At 60.0% G+C, this 20,509-nt stretch carries 15 protein-coding genes and 1 pseudogene; 11 read left to right on the top strand and 5 right to left on the bottom strand.

Annotated elements, in window-relative coordinates; translation table 11 throughout:
* The first annotated feature begins 27 nt into the window (after positions 1-27).
* The gene (locus tag NT26_RS02765) at positions 28-2,886 is read left to right on the top strand and encodes an AMP-binding protein (protein ID WP_052637252.1); all 2,859 of its coding nucleotides are present in this window, start codon (positions 28-30) and stop codon (positions 2,884-2,886) included.
* On the opposite strand, the gene NT26_RS02760 is transcribed toward NT26_RS02765, so the two are convergent.
* Entirely contained in the window at positions 2,881-3,891 is a 1,011-nt protein-coding gene (locus tag NT26_RS02760) for a cytochrome P450 (RefSeq protein WP_162197772.1), read from the bottom strand. The two genes, NT26_RS02765 and NT26_RS02760, sit on opposite strands and share 6 nt — an antisense overlap.
* Before the next feature lie 223 nt (positions 3,892-4,114).
* Positions 4,115-5,182, bottom strand: coding sequence for an amidohydrolase family protein (locus NT26_RS02755; RefSeq protein ID WP_197570693.1), 1,068 nt, complete (start codon positions 5,180-5,182; stop codon positions 4,115-4,117).
* Positions 5,183-5,755: 573 nt separating this feature from the next.
* On the opposite strand from NT26_RS02755, the gene NT26_RS02750 reads away from it, so the two are divergent.
* A complete protein-coding gene (locus NT26_RS02750; RefSeq protein WP_197570692.1) occupies positions 5,756-6,583 on the top strand; it encodes a TIM barrel protein in 828 nt (275 codons plus the stop codon).
* 333 nt (positions 6,584-6,916) lie between these two features.
* Here the strand turns inward: NT26_RS02750 and NT26_RS02745 are convergent, their stop codons facing one another.
* Complete coding sequence (locus NT26_RS02745; protein WP_244467658.1) at positions 6,917-8,914, bottom strand: molybdopterin dinucleotide binding domain-containing protein; 1,998 nt, start codon at positions 8,912-8,914, stop codon at positions 6,917-6,919.
* A gap of 240 nt (positions 8,915-9,154) precedes the next feature.
* Here NT26_RS02745 and NT26_RS02740 point away from each other — a divergent pair, with 240 nt between their 5' ends.
* The 3 genes from NT26_RS02740 (at position 9,155) to NT26_RS02730 (ending at position 9,992) form a co-directional block, all read left to right on the top strand.
* Positions 9,155-9,370, top strand: a complete 216-nt coding sequence (locus NT26_RS02740) for a hypothetical protein (protein ID WP_052637249.1) — start codon at positions 9,155-9,157, stop codon at positions 9,368-9,370.
* A gap of 70 nt (positions 9,371-9,440) precedes the next feature.
* Positions 9,441-9,665 carry a hypothetical protein gene (locus tag NT26_RS02735; protein WP_052637248.1) on the top strand — a complete coding sequence of 75 codons (225 nt, stop codon included), beginning with the start codon at positions 9,441-9,443 and terminating at the stop codon, positions 9,663-9,665.
* Positions 9,666-9,749: 84 nt separating this feature from the next.
* Positions 9,750-9,992, top strand: coding sequence for a hypothetical protein (locus NT26_RS02730; protein ID WP_052637247.1), 243 nt, complete (start codon positions 9,750-9,752; stop codon positions 9,990-9,992).
* 381 nt (positions 9,993-10,373) lie between these two features.
* Here NT26_RS02730 and NT26_RS23335 read toward each other — a convergent pair.
* Together NT26_RS23335 and NT26_RS02720 are read right to left on the bottom strand one after the other, a co-directional pair.
* Positions 10,374-10,817 (bottom strand): annotated as a pseudogene (locus NT26_RS23335) (AfsR/SARP family transcriptional regulator); the annotation flags it as partial.
* A 347-nt stretch (positions 10,818-11,164) separates the two neighbouring features.
* Positions 11,165-12,028: a MurR/RpiR family transcriptional regulator gene (locus NT26_RS02720; RefSeq protein WP_052637245.1), complete on the bottom strand. Its 864-nt coding sequence runs from the start codon at positions 12,026-12,028 to the stop codon at positions 11,165-11,167.
* 180 nt (positions 12,029-12,208) lie between these two features.
* Between NT26_RS02720 and NT26_RS02715 the strand changes: the two genes are divergently transcribed.
* The 6 genes from NT26_RS02715 (at position 12,209) to NT26_RS02690 (ending at position 20,507) form a co-directional block, all read left to right on the top strand.
* Positions 12,209-13,297: a D-TA family PLP-dependent enzyme gene (locus tag NT26_RS02715; protein WP_052637244.1), complete on the top strand. Its 1,089-nt coding sequence runs from the start codon at positions 12,209-12,211 to the stop codon at positions 13,295-13,297.
* Positions 13,298-13,812: 515 nt separating this feature from the next.
* Positions 13,813-15,297, top strand: a complete 1,485-nt coding sequence (locus NT26_RS02710; RefSeq protein ID WP_052637243.1) for a M81 family metallopeptidase — start codon at positions 13,813-13,815, stop codon at positions 15,295-15,297.
* Positions 15,298-15,360: 63 nt separating this feature from the next.
* A complete protein-coding gene (locus tag NT26_RS02705) occupies positions 15,361-16,878 on the top strand; it encodes an ABC transporter substrate-binding protein (RefSeq protein ID WP_052641778.1) in 1,518 nt (505 codons plus the stop codon).
* Positions 16,879-16,897: 19 nt separating this feature from the next.
* The gene (locus tag NT26_RS02700; protein ID WP_052641775.1) at positions 16,898-17,839 is read left to right on the top strand and encodes an ABC transporter permease; all 942 of its coding nucleotides are present in this window, start codon (positions 16,898-16,900) and stop codon (positions 17,837-17,839) included.
* A 5-nt stretch (positions 17,840-17,844) separates the two neighbouring features.
* Positions 17,845-18,699 (top strand): ABC transporter permease, encoded by an 855-nt coding sequence (locus NT26_RS02695; RefSeq protein WP_425287745.1) that lies wholly within the window; start codon positions 17,845-17,847, stop codon positions 18,697-18,699.
* A gap of 2 nt (positions 18,700-18,701) precedes the next feature.
* The gene (locus NT26_RS02690) at positions 18,702-20,507 is read left to right on the top strand and encodes an ABC transporter ATP-binding protein (protein ID WP_052637241.1); all 1,806 of its coding nucleotides are present in this window, start codon (positions 18,702-18,704) and stop codon (positions 20,505-20,507) included.
* The last annotated feature ends 2 nt before the right edge of the window (positions 20,508-20,509 follow it).

Here is a 20,509-nt window from a genome sequence, read left to right as displayed (position 1 = left end):
AATTCAGATGGATCGGGCGGTAGTAAGATGCGCAAAGACATCCTCGATCCCTTGAGAGACCTCAGTCAGACTGCGCCGCAAAAGATTGCGCTCAGATCGCACGACAGAGCCGACACATCAGTCAGCCAACTGCTGCAGATTATCGATACCGTGCACGCGCATTTCGTCGAGCATGGCGTCGAGCCGGGATCCAGGATCGCGACGATTTTACCAAACCGGCCAGAAACGGCAGTGGCAATTCTCGCAGTCGCGTCTTTCGCAACTTCGGTGCCGCTGAACCCCGCCTATGCGCTCGACGAGACAAAGCGTTTACTTGTCCAATCGGGCGTCACTCACCTCATCACCGACACGACAATCATGGCGGATGCGACAGCGGCGGCTATCGCCCTAGACATTCCAATCCTGCAGCTTGTCCCCCTGGCAGGACCCACCGGCGCCTTCAGGCTGGCCCCCCACAAACCGCAGCGACGGACTGTTGCAGCAGACACACCCGATGCCGGCTTGCGGTCCTCGACCGCGCTCGTGCTCCAAACCTCCGGCTCCACCGGGACGCCGAAGAGGGTACCGCTCAGCGCGGAAAACCTGATCAGTTCGGCTTGGAACGTGGCGCGCTCCATCGAACTTGGGCCAGCAGATATCTGCCTGAACATGATGCCCATGTTCCATATTGGCGCACTGGTTGACCTGTTGCTGGCTCCCCTTTACGCAGGCGGATCCACGGCCTTTGCAGGGGGCATTTCCTCCGAGGCTTTCTTCCGAGGCCTCCAGCACTTCCATCCCACTTGGTCGCAAGCGGTACCGACCGTATTGCGCGACCTTCTCGCCCATGGCGCCACGGGCGAGGATGCGCGATTGTTCCGAGATCTACGCTTCATCCGCGCCGTCTCGCAGCCGCTGCCGACAAGATTGCAGGAGGAATTCGAGGACAAATTTGGCACCCGGCTCGTCCCGATGTTCGGCATGACCGAGACGGCCGGTCTGATTACCAGTACGCCGCTCGATCGGCTGAGATTGAAGCCCGGCTCCGTTGGAGTTCCATTCGGACCGCAGGTCATGATCTGCGATTCACTCGGGAACGAAGTCACGGCCGGCAAACGAGGCGAGGTGCTGATAAGCGGACCGAGTGTGATGTCGGCCTATGAGGGAGACGCAGCCGTCAGCCGCGATACTTTCAGGGGGGATTGGCTTTGCAGCGGCGATGAAGGCTTCATTGATGACGAAGGCTTTTTGTTCCTGACGGGACGGCTCAAGGACATCATCAATCGCGGCGGCGAGAAAATATCGCCTCAAGAGATCGACATGATCCTTTCCGACCACCCCAACATCGCCGAGGCCGCCGCATTTGCCATGCCCCACCCTTCGCTTGGCGAGGAAGTCGCAGTTGCTGTCGTACCGCGTGACAGGACGACGCTGGAGACAAGCGACATCATCGATCATTTGCGCGGTCGCACGGCAAACTTCAAGATCCCCCGCACGGTGATTTTCCTCGACAAACTTCCCCGTGTGCCGAGCGGAAAGCTTGATCGGCGTGCATTGCCGGAACTTGCTGGTGCCACGGTCCAGGCCAGATCTCACATCGCTCCAGCGTCTCCTTTAGCGAAAACGCTGGCGGCGATGTGGACGAGCGTGTTGAAAGTGCCGGTCATCGGGATGGAAGACAATTTTTTCGACCTTGGCGGCGACTCTCTCAGCGCAACCAATCTGGCACTCTTGCTGGAGGAACGCTTTGGCCGTGACATTCCGGTTTCAGCGTTGTTCGATGCGCCGACGCTGCGTGAAATGGAACAGGTTCTAAGCGCGCGGGTATCCTGCGAAAGCGCGAAGCGACGACTTGCACCCGAAATTTATTCTGCCGTAAGATTGGCGACTGCGGCTTGGCGCGGCAAGCGCAGGGACGACTCGCTTGTGCTGGGCAGAAACACGTTTGGCAAAAAGCGCGCCTTCTTCTGGGTCTGCCAGAGCATGTGGCAGTTCGAATGCCTTTCCGAAGGACTGGATCCCGATCGCCCCTTCTACATTCTCAGTTCCTTGTCGAATACACGCGTGAAAAGTGACGAGAACACCCAGAAGCTGGCGCGCTATTATGTTTCGGAGATCCTTGGCATCCAGCCCGAAGGCCCCTACCTGATCGGAGGATTTTGCCAAGGCGGCGTCGTCGCTTTCGAGATCGCCACGATGCTGAAGGCATCGGGGCATGCGGTCTCGCTTCTGTGCCTTCAGGATCGCTTCGTTGCCAAACCCTATGATGGCGAACTTGCTTTGTTTTGGGGTAAGCGGGGATGGTTCTGTGCCTACGATCTCAATGACCAGCCGGAACGGGCATGGGCGAAATATTATTCCGGCCCGATCTCGGTATTTTACAGCTCCGCCGACCACGACGATCTGCATAAGCCGCCTTATGTCGACGACTTTACGCAGCAATTGGAGAAGGAGTTTGAGAGGGTAGAATTGTCCCAACCTTCGGCAAATTCGCGCCTCTTGCAGCCGATGAAGAGGCTGGACCGGCGGTGCTTCGCCTCGACCATTCGCGCGCAAGTGCCGACATTCATGCGGCAGGGCAGTCGCCGATCCATCAAGGTCGCCATAACCAATACGAGCCCTGTTCCTTGGGAGCCGACCGAGAAAAGCGGGATCATTCTGGCAACGCGTTGGCGTAGCCTCGACAAATCCCACGGCTACGCATTGGATGCCAGACTGCCCCTTGGAAAGGAAATAAAACCATCGGCAACTGCCATCATGGAACTTCAGATCAAGGTGCCGATGCGGAACCTTCCAATGTTCCTGGACATCGATCTCGTGGAAGACGGCATTTGCTGGTTTGGCGGTGCGGGGCGTTCCGGCTTGCGCAGGCTCGTTATCCCGCTCGCACCCGACTGGCGTTCATGAAGGAAAAAGACGGATCGGTAGGGTTTTCAACCAGCGGTGACCGACGCGCGGAAGCCATTCCAGACCATCCTGGTCGACCTCGACGACGGTCGTCGTCTGCAGTAGCGACCGCACGGCCTCCACGGATTGTGAGCGGACCAGAGACGCTCCGATGCACGAATGCCCCCCTTTTCCGAAACTGAGGAGCGGCGAGGTGTTCCGCGAGATATTGAAACGATCAGGATCGGCAAAAACCGCGGGATCCCGGTTCGCCGATCCCAGCGCCAGGAACACCGTGCTGTCCCGCTTTATCGTCTGACCGCCGATCTCGACATCGTCGCGGGCGACCCTGGCGATCAACTGGGCCGGGGAGTCGTAGCGCAGCCCTTCAGCAACGGCGTTTGCGATAAGCTCCGGTGCGTCTCTCAGGCGTTTCATTTCCGCGGGATGTCTGCCCAGAGCCAGAAGTATATTGGCTATCCCCGCATCCACATTTTCAACGCCGTCGGAAAAGAGAAGCATGCAGTTATCGACAAGCTGGCAGTCTGAAAGGCGTTCCCCCTCATCTTCTGCACTTAGCAGAAGGGAGATAAGATCTGCCTGGGGCTTCCGCCGTCGCTCCTGAACCAGGTCGGCAAAATAGCCTCTGAACGCAGTCAGGGCCTCGTCGGCTTTCTGGCGGATTTGGTCGGAGGGGATCGGCGCGAACAGGAAGAAAAAGTAGTGGCTGTATTCGAGCATTCGGTCGCGATCAGGTGCTGGGATGCCCAGCATTCGGCACATGACCTCAGCGGATAGCGGCGTGCCGAAATCGGCGATAGCGTCCATTTGGCGGCGGGCAAGCTGCGGATCGAGCAACTGGCGCGCAATTTGTGCAATGTCGAGAGGATTGTCTTTCATGTGCGTGCTCAGGACCCGAGACAGTATCCTGCGGGGCCTCACATGCTCAGGCTTGTCCAAGAAGGGCAGAATGTTCTGCGCGACATTTGCGCAGACATAGCGGCCCCGATTGCGCGGCGCGACCACGGAGTAACGTGAGGGAGCATTGCCGAGGGACGGATCGCCAAGCGCCGAAACGATATCGCGATGCCTCGTCAGAATCCATCCGCCGTTGCGGCTACGATGAACGGGGTCATGCGTTCGCAATCGTCTGTAGATTGTATAGGGATCGCACACGAATGATGGATCGAGCAGATCTAGCGGAGCTTCCAGCGGGAGAGCATCTGCTTCCGAGCGACCGCGCAATCGCTCAAAGAGACGGTTGAGCCCTTGCATTCATGACCTTCGCAATCTCTTGAGCGTTCTTCATCAGGTGCTCCCTCACGATATCGCATTCGTCGGAGGTGAGCTTTTGGCCCGAGGCCAGGCGCGCCAAGACCGATATCTCATAAAAACGGATTGCAGCCGATAGCATGAAGACTTCGTCGACAAGATCAGCAGTCGTGCTCGGCGAACAGATATCGGCAACGTTGTCAGACCCTAGCCGAATATGGACGCCGGCGGCAGCAAGCTCGAGGATGCGCGGTATCGAATTGTGTGTCGGAGCATAGAGCGGCCGCAGCTGGCGCATGCCGATCGCCGCCGACGGGCAGGAAATTACACCGATATTGCATTCCAGCAATCCCTCCACCAAGCGTTCATGACGATCGTCCTCATAGGATGACGGGGATATCATGTGCACAGCCCAAATCATGGGCGTCCCGTCGGGGGAAGCCGGCCCGCCATGCTTTCGCACAATTTCGATCAGACGCTCCGTGCCCCGCTCGCTCGCCTCGTTCCGCTGGTCGGTGTGAACATGGAGCATGAGACCAAGCCGCCTGGCTAGATCAAGCATACGCACGCAATGCTCTTCGAAGCCGATGTGATCCGGATAATCAACCCTGTCGTCTGCCTCGGGCAAGCTGCCCAGGAAGTCGGCGATTTTGGCGCCCTCCTCGAAAACGGCCCAGCGGCCGGGCTCACGGTCGATAAATCCCAGTGGCGAATAGGCAGCAATGCGAAGATCGATCTCCCCGCTTCGCCTGTCCTTGATCTCCTTGAGTTTTTCCAACGCAGACGTGCTGACGATGTCGTCGGTCACATCCACCATGGTGTCGGCACGAATGGTATTGGCGGCGACCATGACATCTATCGCCTCATTCACCCGGACATCCAGATCCTCGGCCTGATAGGCAGGTCCGGCATGGATCGCGTTGATGAGGTGATGCTTCTTCTGAAGAGAAATATGCGAATTTGACAATATCCGAAGATCGGCATGCGCCATGTAGCGATCATCAAGCGTTCCAGCGCGATCCAGATGCAGATGCGCGTTGAACATTCCCCCCAATCCGGCAATTTCTGTCCTCAGCCGCGCAAAATAAGGCGACTGCTGCCTCAACCAAGTCATTAAATTCCCCCCCTAGCCGCAGGCCCCCTGCATCCAATGCGCGATATTATCTATCAGCGTTGTGTCATCAACCGCCATAGAAGAGTTCGAACAAATCGTCATCACTCATACAAAAGATCAGTATCGCCACGTGCTCTCCCGCAGTGCCCTCATGGTCCCATCCATCCCGCCGTGCGTGACGTAGAGGCCGAAGAGTCCGCCTGACGTCGGAGCAGCCCCCCTAGCGATCTTTTTCGATAACGTCTCGGGTGTCGAGATCGACATCCGTGCCAGTGCCGGCGAGTCTGGCGTGAGCTTGTGACGACACCGGAGCGAATGGGCGTTCACGCTTGGACAGCTCTTCCTACCGTTCGATCTGCATGTGCCTGAGAGCCTGTGGATGACAAATTCTATCCTCTCGAGCCATTTCAGATCTCCTTACTGCAGGATCGGCAGCATCTTCGATTGACGGGTCATTGCAGCCGCGGTCTATGGTCTACTCATACCGGGAAGCTAAAGATGAGAATGTCTATTCAATTCGCGCTGAACCATATAACTGCACCTCACCTCACTTGTAGGCGCCTGATCGATCTAGCCGCGGAGCTAGGCTGCGTCGGTGTCGAACTACGTAATGATCTCATCGAGAAGAAGCTCAGCCACCGCCCATTCTTCGATGGAGAAGATCCGGCCGCAATCGGCGCCTATGCCCGCGAAAGAGACGTCCGCCTTCTGGGTCTCTCTGAGGTGTACGGCTTCAACGCCTGGAGTCCCGAGATGGCGGACAAGGTTCGCTCGCTCATCGCAAGAGCGGAAAGAAGCGGGGCGGAAAGCATCAGCCTCATCCCCCGAAACGATGCGCCAGCCTATAGTTCGAACGAGCGCGCAGTTCATCTAAGGACCTCCCTCGCCGCCATCCTGCCAATGGTGGCCGAGGCCGGCATTCGCGCACTGATCGAGCCGCTCGGTTTCATAACCTCCTCGCTGCGATACAAGCGCGAAGCTTTGGAGGCGATCGAAGCAGTAGGGGGCGAAAAGTACTTCCGTCTAGTCCATGATACCTTCCACCATCACCTCGCCGCAGAACGCGAGTTCTTTCCAGAATACACGGGCATTGTGCACGTCTCCGGTATGTCGGAGCAGCAGCTCACAGCCGAAGAGATGCGTGACGAGCACCGCAAATTGATCGATGAGGAAGACCAGCTGGCCAACCTCGCTCAGATGCAGAATCTGATGGCGCAAGGTTATGCAGGCGCCTTCTCCTATGAAGCCTTCTCACCGGCCGTCCACGCATCGGCTGATCCGGCTAGAGAACTCAGCCACTCCTTCGCCTATCTTCTTTCCGCTCTCAGATAAATCGTGCAGGTGCCGCGACCGCAAGCACCCGAAGGGCGACCAAGCAGCAACGGCAACGGCCTGCCTAGTGGCAGGGTTGAGGAAGTTGCGTCTCTCTTCCTCCCCCCCGGGGAGGGGAAGCGGAAATGATCTCCGCTGTATCCACTGACGACCACTTCGGGGCCGGAAGCGGACCATCTGGTCCCGATTGCTTTCTCCGACTAGCTGACAGTCGTTTCACCTTAGGCGAGAATGACGGCATGCGGCTGGAAGGACATCAATATCCCGACACCGCTGGGATCCTTCCCTGTTATTTGGGTGGTAAGGCAACCCGAGACAGGTCTGAAGCCGCGCCTATGCTGTCCGGACTGTGGCCAATTCGGTGGACGGGGGATCGTAAGCCCGGACGGGCGGGAGTTCGCCATCATAGCGGCTGACCTCCACCACGGTTACCTGACCGCAGCATCCTTGCGCCAGCTTCGACGTGCCGATGTCGCGGGTCAGGATGTTCGGGTTTCCGTGGCCGCATCCGAGCGATCCATCGCCGACATCCAAGGGATCGAACCAGGCGCCGGTCGAAAGATTGACGATGCCCGCCATCACGCCGTCCCTCAGCACCGCACCGGCAAGGCAAGCGCCGCGACCGTTGAAGATCCGTACGATATCACCGTCGCGAATGCCCTGCTGCGCCGCATCCTGCGGATTGAGGCGCGCCGGCTCCCGGCCCCTGACCTTCGAAGACTGACTGTAGGCGCCGAAATCGAGCTGGCTGTGCAGCCGTGTCGACGGCTGGTTGGCTATCAACACGAGAGGCGCCGCCTCGTTGGGCACTTCGTCTGGCGCAAGCCAGACCGGATGCCCCGGACAATCGTCATAGCCGAAATCGGCGATCGTGCGGGAGAATATTTCTATACGGCCGCTCGGCGTCGGCAAGTGCGCACTTTGGGGGTTCTGGCGGAATGCCCGCAGCATGCCGCCGTCATCGGGCGCCGAAGGCAGGGTAAGCTCACCCCTCTCCCAGAAGCTCTCAAAATCCGGCGCGTCCCATCCCCGTTCCGCCAGCGCCATGCGCGTCGGCTCGTAGAGATGCGCCAGCCATTCACGCGCGTCACGCCCTTCGGTAAAGGCATCCTCGCTGCCCATCAGCCGCGAAAGATCGGCGAATATTGCGTAGTCGTCGCGCGACATGCCGACCGCCGGCGCAAGCCTACGCATGGCAATCAGTCTCGGATCGGTCCCCGCTGCGCCGATATCCTCGCGCTCCAGCGTCATCGTCGCCGGCAGCACGATGATGGTTTGCGGCCTCGCCAGCGCCGAGCGCAGCCGGTTCAGGTCCTGATGGTGGAACGGATTACCGCCCGCCCAATAGACCAGCCTGATATCGGGATAGGTCATCTCGCGGCCGTCATAGTGATAGGTCTCGCCGGGATTGAGCAGCATATCGCTGATGCGGGCGACCGGAATGAAGTTGGAAACGCCGTTCCTGCCCTGCAACAGGGTGGGGATCGGCACGGCATTGATGCGCCGCCCCGTATGGCCCATCGTGCCGAGGGCGTAATTATAGCCGCCGCCCGGCAGGCCGATCTGGCCTGCCATCGCCGCCAGAGCCGCGCCGGCCCAGACCGGCTGCTCGCCGAAGCGGGCCCGCTGAAGCGCATGCGCCACAGTGACTAGGGAGCGGCCGGCGGTCATCTCGCGGGCCAGCCGCACGATGCTTTGCGCCGGCACGCCGGAAATGCCGCTTGCCCATTCGGCCGTCTTGGGCTGGCCATCTTCACCACCTGCCAGATAGGCGGAAAAGACGTCGAAGCCGGTGCAATATTGTTCGAGAAATTCAACGTCGTGCAGGCCTTCCGCAAGCATGGTGTTGCACAGGCCGAGCATCACGGCGACGTCCGTTCCGGGGCGGATCGGGTGCCAGATGGCGCCGGCTTCCGGCGGAAAATCGTCGCGCAGCGGGCTGAACAGATGAAAACGACAGCCCCGCGCCGCGGCGCGCGCCATCGCCCCCCTTTCGATATGGGTGGTGACGCCGCCGCTCGCGACATTGGAATTCTTCAGCGCCATGCCGCCGAAGGCCAGCACCACATCCGTTTCCGCCTCGATCTGGCTCCAGGTCACATTGTTGCGAGACATCGCCTCGAAGGGTCCGAGGATCCACGGGAGTATGACCGCCGAAGCGCCGGCGCTATAGCTGTTGACGGAGCGGACATAACCGCCGAGGGCGATATTCAGGAAGCGGTGGATCTGGCTCTGGGCATGGTGGAAGCGCCCGGCGCTCGACCAGCCGTAGGAACCGCCGAAGACGCCTTCGGCGCCGTGCCGCCCCTCGCGAACTAGTCGAAGCGCCAACGAGTATCGTCTCGATCGGCAGCGACCCATCACGGGTCGCGCCCGCGCGCTCCGACACGCGTCGCTGATGCCGCCGACTTTCGCGGTGCCTTCGTTTTTCTTTCTCTTTTGCGCTTTTTTGACGCGGCATTGACGCTGGCTTCACGCCCGGCTGACGCCTGCGCGCGATGCTGCCACCAACAACAAAGGCGACACGGCCATATGGACCGGGTGCCGAGACGGAAGAAGGGAGAAGAAACAATGATGAGTCCGATCCACCGGGTCGCTCCGGCTTTCATGGCCTGGATCGCGTTGAGTGGCGGCAGCCATGAGAGCGATGCGATCTACCCGGCCAGTCAGTCGGTGATCAGCCTGCAGCGCGATCAGCAGGGCTGGGACGCGGCTACCAAACGAGAAAGGCTGGTCTTCGGATCAAATAAGGCCGGCGACTACTACGAGGGGGCGCTTCCCCCTTAGCGCCCACCGCCTTGCAAGCATGGAACAAGCTGCCCGTGAGGGCCGCGAATGAAGCAGGAGGATAAAACCAATGACGAAGACACTATTGATGGCCGCCCTGTTCGCTGTGGCAGGCGCGCCGATCGCATTCGCCAGCGAGGGCGAATACTACCGGGGTACGCAACTTGCACTGGGGTTCATGCCCGTTGACCACGTGGTCACTGGTGGCCCGCGATGGAAGCATTCGGGGATACCGCGCATGCCGACGTCCAGAGACAACCGTCTACCGAACGATGACCTGAGGGACATCCGGTAGCCAACATCGCACCCCGAAGACTTCAACCAGTAACCCAACCGCAGGGCAGGACAGCCCCTGCATTCAAATCGAAAGGACAGAACAATGAAGACCACGAACACAACCTTGGCAGTCGCATTCATCGCCACTGCAGCCATTGGGACCGCAGCATCTGCGGCCGAGGGTGAGTACTATCCTGGTGCGGGGGGCTCGACTGGTGCGGCACACATGCCGGGCGTCGACCTCTTCACGACCCAGGGCATCAACCCGGTCCTGCCGCGCCCGATGACAGATAGCAGGACGATCGACAGCGGCGACTACTACGAGGGTGTCGATCGCAATCGCTAAGCACTCACCTTCTCGGAAGGCACGCAGTAGGTTTATGTTCAACGAAGATACTGCGTGCCTTGCGAACGCCTTCAGGCATTTGCGACAACGCTTTCACCTCCACCCACAACCCATGCCGCTCAAACTGGCAGCGCGTTCCGGATAGGGCCATTGTCCGCCGACGGCCTATTGCGGAGCTTGAATCTTCTGATTTGATCCGCTCCTTTCCTACCTGACGCAGATCGACCAAGTTCGATCGGCTGGAGCGGGCGCTTCTGCCTACCCACGGTGCACTTTTTCCATATGCGGCAGGGATGTGGCACGGCGATGTTCACGACGAAGCTCCCCCGAACTTCCCGCCGCGTCGCCTCTATCTAGCATTGCGGGCCCTCCAACACGTCGCAGCCCTGTTTGCCAGATTTGCCGTTCGAGCCTAAGCCATTCCTCAAACTCCGGGTCGCGGACATCAATCCCCTCCAGGAGTTGATCATTCGCTCTCTCCCAAGCCGTAGTCTGTTGGAGATCCAGCTCCACCTGCTCCAAGTCCAGCCATACGCTCAGCTTGTCCGCCTGCACGAGCGCACGTGCAGAGCCAAGCGTTTTTCGAATTTCCAGCAGAGTCTGTCGGAGGTTAGCGAAAGCGTGTTCTTCGGATCTGTCGCTCCAGAGCTTGTCGCGCAGCCAAACCCTTGAAGGTAAGCCTCGTCGTGCCAAAGCGAGCATCGCCAGCAACGCTTGTGCTTTTTGCGACTTCGGGGCGAGGGATCTACCGGTGCGATCCGTCAGGGCAAAGGAGCCCAGAAGGTACAGTCTGTATCTCGCACGCATGCCTTCAGGACGGTGCATTAAAGCGCGCCTTGCAGATCGACGAAGATTACCAGCACCCCTTCATAAACTACCACGACACTACTTCGGAGGGTAGTGGAGATTGGCGGCGATGCGCCCTCGTGATTAGATTCCCAGGGATGTTCCGCACGCGGCAACCTGTCGGTCACACGACACCTGCGATCGCTACGTGCGCTAGCAGCGCACAGGCAACGTTACGCGGCCTCCGGGGCAATGTCCGCTACCGGGTATCTGTGGTGAAGAGCTCTATGACCGAGTTGCGGGCGCAAGGCTGACGATGCCTCCGCAGTGCCGCGATCAAACCGCAAGACCTGACGAGGGGGACTGAGATACGGCGAAAGTGACCTCTAATCCCCTAGAAGCTGGCGGTCGTCTCCGTCTCGGTTGCGCACCAGTTCGCCCTTGATGCTGCGGAGAGATCTAAGTGCCTTGTTTCGATCGGCATAGGCGACCATGTTCGCCAGTATGTCGATCGCGGCAAGATAGGCATAGCGAGTGGATGTCGGTCGGAAAATATTCTTGCCCTCCGGCATCTCGATCGCAATCACGACATCCGCAGCGACGGCGACCGGCGAGCCCGCCTGCGTCATGACGATCGTTGGGATGTCGTTCTGCCGCAGAAGCTCCAGGCAATGGACAAGACCCATGTCCCGGCCGGTAAAGGACGAACCGAACATCACTGTTCCGGGCTGTGCCGCAGCCGACAACATCAGGTTCATGCCGTGGTCGTTGGAAGCATTGATCCGACAGCCGAGACGGAAGAGGCGGTTGTAGAGCTCATTGACGATCATCGTCGAGTTACCGCTGCCTCCGAACGCCTGGATGAAATCGGCCCTTCGCAATATGTCCGCAGCCTTTTCGATGGCGACAAGATCGAGCTGGCGATGCAGTTCGAACAGCGCGTTCTGCGCCTTCGAGACGATATCGTGCGCCACCTCCTCCACCGTGGTCGTGGGCACTTCCGGTTTAAGGTAGCGCAATCCGACATAGGCGAGCTTGGCGAGTTGCACTTTGAAGTCGGAGTAACCTTGGCAACCCAGCCGCCGGCAGAAACGTGTCACGGTCGGGGGGGAGACGCCAACCCGATCGGCCAATTCCACAATGGAGGAGTTGACGACAAAATCGACGTTCTCCAACGCAAACTGCGCCAGTTTCGCCTCCAGGCTGGACAGTCTGCCCTCCTCATCAGAAAGGGCGTGAAAAAGGTCCATTCAATTCTTCCTATGCTTCGGCAGCGGTTCGAGGAATGCATCATTTGAAAATGAATTTCACTTTGCCCCGCTTTTGATACCATAGTACGGGCAGCCATCAATAAATCCGCAGCTGGAAAGAAAATAAAAGCAATCACTGCCGCCGCAATTGTGGCGCTCCATTTCCCGATGAGGTTCACCATGGACTATCCCTGGCCGGAAGCCGGCACACCGCTTGAGCAGATTGCGACCCCAATGCCGGTGATCGACGAGGACCGACTGGCTGCCAACATCGCGCGCGCCCAGGCCTATTGCGACCAGCACGGCAAGGCGTTCCGGCCGCACATCAAGACCCACAAGATCGCGGCGATTGCACGCCAGCAGTTGGACGCTGGCGCGGTTGGTCTCAATTGCCAGAAGGTGACCGAGGCTGAGATATTTGCCGAGGCGGGCTTCGATGACATCCTGATTACCTACAACATTCTGGGGCCCACCAAACTCGCCCGCCTGAAGGCTCTGAATTCACGGGTCGCGAAGCTTGCCGTTGTAGCGGACAGCGAAGTCACCATCGCTGGACTCGCTTCCACGTTCAGTGCCGATCAGCCGCTGACGGTGCTGATTGAATGCGACACCGGCGCCCGGCGCTGTGGCGTGCAGACACCGGAGGCCGCGGCCTTGCTTGCCGAACAGGTGGCGGCAGCGCCGAGCTTGCGTTTTGGAGGGATCATGACCTACCCGGCCGTCGGCGGAGCGGCTGAAGTGGAAGTGTTCCTGGCCCGCACCATGGCGCTTCTGTCGGGAAAGGGCATCAACTGCCCCGTCCGCTCCAGCGGCGGCTCTCCGGATCTGTTCGCCGCCCATCTCGTGCCATCTGCTACTGAACATCGGGCGGGCACCTATGTCTATAACGACCGCAGCATGGTCCGCGCCGGTCATTGCAGTGCCAATGACCTTGCCATGCATGTCCTTGCCACAGTGGTTTCGCGGCCTGCAGAGGATCGGGCCGTGCTGGATTGCGGTTCCAAGGCCCTCACGTCCGACCTCCTCGGCTTTACCGACTACGGTACGATCGATGGGTTCGAAGGCGCCCGCATCGTCTCGCTGTCAGAGGAACATGCGGTGGTCGATCTTTCAAAATGCATCGAGCCTTTCCCTCAGGTTGGCAGAATGGTGAAGGTAGTCCCGAACCACACCTGCGTCGTGAGCAATCTTTTCGAACGGATGGTCTTCCACCGCAAAGGCATCGTCACGCGCGTCGAGAAAGTGGATGCACGCGGGACTGTCTGGTGAAGCACCTTAGATTTTTTGCTTCCTCATGATCTGAGCGAATGGGCCGGGCATCCAGAACCAGCGAACGTCACGAAAATGGCGGGCCTGTTGCGGGCCTGCTTTTTCATGGCGAGCAAGGCCTCGTTCTGGATCAACCTCCCACCTGAGTTGCCGGAAGCTGATGATCTTAAAGCAGTAACGCCCCTTCCGCCTATCGTGGAACGAGTTGCGAGCACTTCCCCCTTACGAAAATAATGCGCGATTTCGCTCGATAAGAAAATTAATTACATCCTCCTGCTGGAAACCGGGAAGGAGCATTGACTTCGAATCATTTTGACGCATTATGGCGAAAATAAATTACACCGAAATGGTGAGTGGGTGAACTGAGAAAGCGGGACATCGAGATCCTGAATGCGCCGGGGCTAACACAGCCCAGAGAGGCATGATCAGAGCTCTCGGCTTCATGGCAAAGATCCGACGGCAGCGCGCCCCATTGCGGTGGCGCGAAGGCCGGAGTGTATGCGGACAGGACTGGAATGCGCATTTTTACCGCCTCGCTGGCGACCGAGACCAACACCTTCTCACCCGTCCCCACTGATATGAATGCCTTCAAGGCGGCTTTCTATGCCGGGCCGGGCGAGCATCCGGATACCCCCACGCTTTGCTCCGCCGTGGTCCCGATCCTCCGCCGTCGCAGCCGGGAAGAAGGCTTCACTGTCATCGAGGGCACTTCCTGCTGGGCGGAACCAGCCGGCCTGATCCAGCGACAAACCTACGAGACGCTGCGTGACCTGATCCTTTCAGAGCTGAAGGCAGCCTTGCCTGTCGACGGGGTGGTACTTGGCTTGCATGGCGCCATGGCCGCCCAGGGTTATGACGATCCGGAAGGCGATCTGCTTTCCCGCATTCGAGACATCGTTGGCGCCGGCGTGCTGATCGCTGCGGAGTTCGACCCGCACAGCCACCTGACGGCGCTGCGGGTCGCCAATCTCGACATCATGGCCGCCTTCCAGGAATTCCCCCACACGGATTTCGAACAGCGTGGGGAGCATGTTGTTGACCTGGCGTTGAGGACTTTGCGCGGTGAGATCACGCCGGTCATCTCCACCTTCGATTGCCGCATGATTACCATTTTCCCGACCAGCCGCGAGCCGATGCGGTCCTTCGTGGACCGCCTCAAGGCAATGGAAGGCAGGGACGGCATCCTGTCGATCTCCGTTATCCACGGCTTCATGGCCGGCGACCTGCCCGACATGGGCACGCGCATGGTGGTCGTGACCGACAATGACAAGGAGAAGGGCGACGCGCTGGCCGCGCGGCTCGGGCGCGAGCTCTACAGCCTGCGCAAGACGACCGCCATGCCCATGTTCGACACCGAGACCGGCCTGGATAAGGCGGTCGCCATCCGCGCCGCTCATCACGACAAGCCGGTCACGATCGCCGACATCTGGGACAATCCCGGCGGCGGCGTGGCCGGTGACGCGACCCACATCCTCCGCCGCATGATGACACGCGGATTGGACGGCATCGCGGTGGCAACAATATGGGATCCAATCGCGGTCACCTTCTGCCACGCGGCGGGAGAAGGGGCGCAGATCAACCTGCGCATCGGTGGCAAATCCGGGCCGGAAGGCGGTGATCCGCTGGACCTGCGCGTCACTGTCGCAAAGGTATTTGATGCCGGCTGGCAAAGTTTTCAAAACAGTCGAGTGACGCTCGGAAGCACCGCCGTCATCCGCCCCGTCGGCACGAACATCGATATCCTGCTGATCACCAGCCGCACCCAGACCTACGAACCGGACATCTTCACCAACCAGGGCGTCGAACTTTCCGGGAAGTCATATCTACTGATCAAGTCGACTAACCATTTCTATGCCGGCTTCCAGCCGATCTCGTCCGAGATCGTCTACATCGCCGCGCCGACCTCCTATCCGACCGACCCGGCGATCACGCCCTACCTCAAAGCAAGCCTTGAGCTTTGGCCGCGCGTGGCTGACCCGCTGGGGCTGGATAATGCCTGAACTTTCGGCCGGGAGGAAAGCCGGCCGGGTTGATTGACGACGCAACACAAGAAGGGGATGACCATGAAGAAGAATGTACTTGCTCTGATCACGCTGGCGGCACTGGCCGGCGCAAGCAGCCTGGCTCTGGCGCAGGCAAGCGACGGCGTACTGACCGTCGCGACGATCGGCGAACCGCCAACCCTCGACGTCATGCAGACGCCGACGGATATCGTGCTGACCATCGACCAGCACATTTTCGAGACGCTCTACACCTACGACGCCCAGTGGAAGTCGGTGCCGCTCCTCGCAGCGGACATGCCCACTTTGTCGGAAGACGGTCTCACCTATCGGATTCCGCTGCGCGAGGGCGTAAAGTTCCACGATGGCAGCGACTTCGACGCAAAGGACGTTACCGCCTCCCTGAAGCGCTGGATGGCGATCAATTCGAAGGGCAAGCAGGTTGCCGAGATCGTCGACAGCCTGACGGAAGACGGGGATCACGCTGTCGTCATCAAGCTGAAGTCGCGCTATGCGCCGCTGCTGGCAACGCTCTCGCAGGCCTCGGTCATCCTGCCGTCCGAGAAGATCGCCGATACCTTGACCGAGTTTGTCGGCACCGGACCCTATGCACTGAAGGAGCGCAAGCCCGACCAATACATCCAGCTCGTCCGCTTTGACGACTATTCGTCTCCGGAAGGAGAGGTCAGCAACTATGCCGGCAAGCGTGAGGCGATCGCCAAGGAAATCCGCTTCGTGCCCGTGCCTGATGCCAATACCCGCGTCGAAGGCTTGATCTCGGGCCAGTTCGACTATGCGGATTCGCTTCCCGTCAGCGCCTATGAGCGTGTAGAACAAAGCGACAGCGCCAAGCCCGTGATCTTTAAGGATGCCGGCTGGGCGTCGATGAACATGAACATGAAGGAAGGCCTTCTGGTCAAAAAGGAACTGCGCCAGGCAGTTCAGGCCGCACTCAATCCGAACGACATGATGCTGGCGGCCTTCTCCGACGACCGCTTCTTCAGCGTTGATGCCTCGATCTTCCCGGAAAGCTCCTTCTGGCACACCGAAGCCGGCGTCGAACGCTATAGTGAGGGCGATCCCGAAGCTGCCGCAAAACTTCTGGAAGCGGGCGGATACGATGGCACGCCACTGCGCCTGATGACCAGCCGCCAGTACGAGTTCCACTACAAGATCGGCGAGGTCGCAAAGGCCTATCTCGAAGCCGCGGGCTTCAAGGTCGACCTTCAGGTGGTGGACTGGGCAACGCTGACGACCCGTCGCGCTGATCCGAAGGAATGGGACATCTTCATCACCCACTCCAACTTCCCCGGCGATCCGACGACGATCAACACGATTACCGACACCTATCCGGGCTGGTATGTCTCCGAGCAGAAGGCCAAGGCAGTTGCTGCCTATATGGATGCTACGACCGACGAGGCAAAGAAGGAGGCCTGGGACGGCATCCAGACGGTCATCTATGACGATGCTCCGCTCTACAAGGTGGGGAACTTCAACGCCGTTTCCGGTCTAGCCAATGGCGTTGAAGGTTATGAGCCTACCTATTGGCCGCATTTCTGGAACGTGAGCCCGAAGAAGTAAGGACTGACTGATGGCAAGGATCGCTCAGGCACTCGTGAAACGGCTGGGGGGAATGGCCATAGTGCTCGCCCTTGTCGTGACGGTGGTCTTCATCATCGTTCGCGTAACGCCTGGCGATCCTGCCGCGGTCATGCTGGGATCCGATGCGACCCCGGAAGACATCGCGCAACTGCGCACCCGTCTGGGGCTTGATGCGCCGCTCCTCCTGCAATACGGCCAGTTCGTGCTGGGCATATTGCAGGGCGATCTCGGCCAGTCGATCTTCCTCAACCAACCCGTCACGACGGCACTTGCCGCACGGGCGGAGCCGACTTTCTTCCTCACCCTGTTCTCAATCCTGATCGCCGTCCTGATTGCCCTACCGGTCGGGATATTGTCCGCAGTCAAGCGGGGCACACTCTTCGACCAGATCGTTGTTACCTTGACCATGGTGGCGGCGAGTGTGCCGAGCTTCTGGCTCGGCCTGATCCTGATCCAGGTATTCGCTGTCGGCCAGGGCTGGTTTCCCGCCTCCGGCTATGGTGGTCCCGACACCTCTTTCCTTGACCGTCTTCACCATCTTGTCCTGCCAGCAGTGGCGCTCGGCGTCGTCAACTCCGCGTTGATCACACGCTTCACCCGCGCCGCCATGCTGGACGTTCTCGGTGACGACTATGTCAGGACCGCACGGGCCAAGGGAGCGGGTGAAGGTCGCGTTATCCTGAAACACGCGCTGAAGAATGCATTGATCCCGATCATCACCGTCATCGGCCTGTCGATCGCGCTGCTCGTCGCCGGTGCCGTCGTTACGGAGACCGTTTTCGGATTGCCCGGGATTGGTAACCTTGTCGTATCGGCAGTACTGAGGCGCGATTACCCGGTGATTCAGGGAACATTGCTTGTTGTCGCCGCCATCTATGTGCTCATCAATTTCATCGTAGACGTGCTTTATATCCTCGTTGATCCACGGGTGCGCCAATGACCACGATGGCCTCCGTCTCCATGCCGTTGGTGTCTGGCCTTCGCCGCCTGTTCGGCAACCGGGCGGTGCTGCTCGGCACCGTCATCCTGGTGGTGGTCATACTGGCTGCACTTCTTGCGCCATGGGTTGCCCCCTATGCTCCGAACAAGCTCTCGATCGTCAACAAACTGAAGCCGCCGTCGATGACCAACCTGTTTGGAACCGACGAATTCGGGCGCGATATCTTTTCGCGGGCGATCTTCGCCGGGCGAGTCTCGCTGCTCGTCAGTCTGGGCGTCGTCGCGATCTCGACTGTGCTCGGCGTGATCCTGGGAGTTGCCGCCGGTTTCTTCCGCAGCCTGGATGCGCCCATCTCCCGCCTCCTCGATGCAATGATGTCCTTCCCGGACATCCTGCTTGCGATCGCGCTGGTTGCTGCACTCGGCCCCTCGCTTTCGACTGTCATCATCGCGCTCGGGATAACCTATGCCCCCCGCCTCGCCCGGATTGTACGCGGCTCGACGCTCGTCCTGCGCGAACTACCCTATATCGAGGCGGCAGTCGCCATGGGCCTGCCTACCTGGCAGATCCTTGCCCGGCATGTCCTGCTCAACCTCGCCTCCCCCATCCTGGTTCAGGCGACCTTCGTCTTTGCTTCGGCAATGCTGGCGGAAGCAAGCCTCTCATTCCTTGGCGTCGGCGTTTCCACCGACATGCCGACTTGGGGGACGATGCTCGCGTCCGGCCGTGAATACATGAACAACGCCCCGTGGCTGATGATCTTCCCGGGACTGGCCATCGTGTTCTCGGTTCTCTCGCTGCAGTTGCTCGGAGACGGCCTGCGTGACTTCGTTGATCCACGACTGGCCAAGGAAAGCTGATCATGACCACTGCCATGACCACGACGCCGCCAGTGCTTGCCGTCGAGAACCTGACCACCTCGTTCAAGACCACTGAGGGATGGAAGGCTGTTATCCGCGATATCAACCTGCATGTAGATGCCGGCGAAACGGTCGCCATCGTCGGCGAATCCGGTTCCGGCAAGAGCGTCACGGCGCTATCGACCATGCGGCTTCTGCCTGCAGGACGATCCCGTATCGAAGGCCGGATTCTGCTCGACGGCACAGATGTCCTGAAGATGAGTGACAAGCAGATGCGCTCCGTCCGCGGCGGCTCCATCGGCATGATCTTCCAGGAGCCGATGACCTCGCTCAACCCAGTCTTCACCATCGGCAACCAGATTGCCGAGGCCCTGGTCCTGCATCGGGGCCTGTCATGGGGGCAAGCGGAAGCCGAAGCCCTGCGGCTAATGGAACGCGTTCGCATTCCAGCCGCCAAGACCCGGTTGCACGAATACCCGCACAAATTCTCCGGAGGCATGCGCCAGCGCGTCATGATCGCCATGGCGCTCGCCTGCCGGCCGAAGCTGCTGATCGCCGACGAACCGACCACGGCGCTCGACGTGACTATCCAGGCCGAGATCCTTCACCTCCTGCGCGAACTGCAGAGGGAGGAGAACATGGGCATCCTGTTCATCACCCACGACATGGGCGTCGTCGCCGAGATTGCGGATCGCACTGTGGTGATGTTTCGCGGGGACATGGTCGAAACCGGTTCAACGCACGAAATCTTTGCCAACCCGAGGGCCGTCTACACGAAGTCGCTGCTCGCATCCATCCCGCGGCTCGGCACGATGGGTGCTGCAAACGCACCGCGGCGGTTCCCGGAGGTCGATCCGGCAACCGGAGAAGCGACGGATGGCATCCAAATGAACCCGGTTCCACAGACGGTGGAACCGATCCTCAGGGTCGATAACCTCGCGGTCCGTTTCGATCTTCCGAACGGGCGTGTTCATGCCGTGGAAGATGTGTCCTTCGACCTGCGCCCTGGCGAGACACTCGCGCTGGTGGGCGAATCCGGCTGCGGCAAGTCGACGACCGGTCGCGCCATCATCAGGCTCCTCACCCCAGCCGCCGGGTCGATCGTGATCGACGGGCAGGATATCACGAAAGCAGGTAACCGCGAGTTGCGTGAGATGCGCCGCTCCTCGCAGATGATCTTTCAGGACCCGTTCGCCTCCCTTAATCCGCGCATCACCGTGGGTTCCGCGATTGCTGAGCCAATCCTCGCCCATGGCCTGATGGGCCGCAAGGAGGCAAAGCTGCGCGTGTCGCAGCTTCTCGAACAGGTGGGCCTCTCCGCCGCAATGGCTGATCGGCACCCGCATGAATTCTCCGGCGGCCAGCGCCAGCGAATCTCGATCGCGCGAGCACTCGCGCTCGAACCGAAATTCATCGTAGCCGACGAGGCTGTCTCGGCCCTCGACGTGTCGGTCAAGGCGCAGGTCTCCAATCTTCTGCTGGATCTGCAGCAGCAGCATGGCCTCGCCTACCTGTTCATCTCCCATGACATGGCCGTGGTCGAGCGTATGAGCCATCGGGTAGCCGTGATGTTCCTCGGGGAGATTGTCGAGATCGGGCCGCGGGCGGCTATCTTCGAAAACCCCCAGCACCCATACACCCGACGGCTGATATCCGCGGTGCCGATCCCGGACCCGACCCGGCGCGGCCAGATGGCCCCACCACTTTCAGAAGAGATCAAAAGCCCAGTCCGCGCTTTTGACTACGTCCCGCCCAAACGGGCGTATCGTGAAGTTTCACCCATGCACTTCGTGCAGGAAACGCTGTGACC

This window comes from Pseudorhizobium banfieldiae (assembly GCF_000967425.1).
GTDB lineage: Bacteria > Pseudomonadota > Alphaproteobacteria > Rhizobiales > Rhizobiaceae > Neorhizobium > Neorhizobium banfieldiae.
Note: the sequence above shows the minus strand (reverse complement) of the source record. Positions and strands in the feature narration are given on the sequence as shown.

Bases quoted from the DNA above. Each gene is read 5' to 3' on its own strand.
- NT26_RS02720 (WP_052637245.1), bottom strand. From the start codon at position 12,028: ATGGACCTTTTTCACGCCCTTTCTGATGAGGAGGGCAGACTGTCCAGC.
- NT26_RS02765 (WP_052637252.1), top strand. From the start codon at position 28: ATGCGCAAAGACATCCTCGATCCCTTGAGAGACCTCAGTCAGACTGCG.
- NT26_RS02750 (WP_197570692.1), top strand. From the start codon at position 5,756: ATGTCTATTCAATTCGCGCTGAACCATATAACTGCACCTCACCTCACT.
- NT26_RS02730 (WP_052637247.1), top strand. From the start codon at position 9,750: ATGAAGACCACGAACACAACCTTGGCAGTCGCATTCATCGCCACTGCA.
- NT26_RS02705 (WP_052641778.1), top strand. From the start codon at position 15,361: ATGAAGAAGAATGTACTTGCTCTGATCACGCTGGCGGCACTGGCCGGC.
- NT26_RS02695 (WP_425287745.1), top strand. From the start codon at position 17,845: ATGGCCTCCGTCTCCATGCCGTTGGTGTCTGGCCTTCGCCGCCTGTTC.
- NT26_RS02715 (WP_052637244.1), top strand. From the start codon at position 12,209: ATGGACTATCCCTGGCCGGAAGCCGGCACACCGCTTGAGCAGATTGCG.
- NT26_RS02735 (WP_052637248.1), top strand. From the start codon at position 9,441: ATGACGAAGACACTATTGATGGCCGCCCTGTTCGCTGTGGCAGGCGCG.
- NT26_RS02755 (WP_197570693.1), bottom strand. From the start codon at position 5,182: ATGTTCAACGCGCATCTGCATCTGGATCGCGCTGGAACGCTTGATGAT.
- NT26_RS02690 (WP_052637241.1), top strand. From the start codon at position 18,702: ATGACCACTGCCATGACCACGACGCCGCCAGTGCTTGCCGTCGAGAAC.
- NT26_RS02740 (WP_052637249.1), top strand. From the start codon at position 9,155: ATGATGAGTCCGATCCACCGGGTCGCTCCGGCTTTCATGGCCTGGATC.
- NT26_RS02710 (WP_052637243.1), top strand. From the start codon at position 13,813: ATGCGCATTTTTACCGCCTCGCTGGCGACCGAGACCAACACCTTCTCA.